This window comes from Vibrio thalassae, assembly GCF_900089835.1.
Classification (GTDB): Bacteria; Pseudomonadota; Gammaproteobacteria; order Enterobacterales; family Vibrionaceae; genus Vibrio; species Vibrio thalassae.
Genome location: NZ_OANU01000178.1, coordinates 565 through 1178 on the forward strand (window position 1 = coordinate 565; position 614 = coordinate 1178).

Genomic DNA, 614 nt, shown 5'->3' on the forward strand with positions numbered 1-614 from the left:
AGGGACATGATGGTAAAGTAAAATAATAAAGCCACTCCTGACGCTCGCACAGCTCACTACTCGCTAGGCATTTATGATTTTCCTTGACCATCGGTATCACGCTCGTAGAAGAGACTCGTAGAAGAGATCACACTCGTAGAAGAGATTCAGGCGGCACTTGGCAACAAGTGTCGTCTACTCGACAAAAGCACGTTAGAGTATAGATTCTAACGTGCGAGATTTGGATTAGAAAAAGTATCTTGAAACCTTAAACGTGTGATCACCAAGCGATTCTGTCGTACCTTAATTACCAAGCGACTTTGTCGTTAGCCTAATTACCGAGGGAAATTGACGGTCCTACTTTTTACGGGCTCTTCTCCGCTTAGATGAGCTTGACAGAAGGGTATAATATTGAACTTACCTCAGGGGCTCTTCTCCGCTTAGATGAGCTTGACAGAAGGGTATAATATTGAACTTACCTCAGGTACTGAAAGCTGTTTAATCTTCAGTTTGAAGTATTCGGTATCTCTTATCCCGCGAGCTCTTCTACGCAACAATCCTATTGATACATTGCCAGCCTCGATTATAGAGCTGGTTAGTCGGTCATACTTTGCAAAGTTACAGATGCCTTCTTT

The 614-nt window shown here is 43.0% G+C and carries 1 protein-coding gene; it reads right to left on the reverse strand.

Annotation, left to right across the window (positions count from 1 at the left end):
* Window positions 1-419 precede the first annotated feature (419 nt).
* The coding region (locus tag VTH8203_RS23530; protein WP_167385790.1) for a transposase at window positions 420-614 on the reverse strand (195 nt) is incomplete at its 5' end.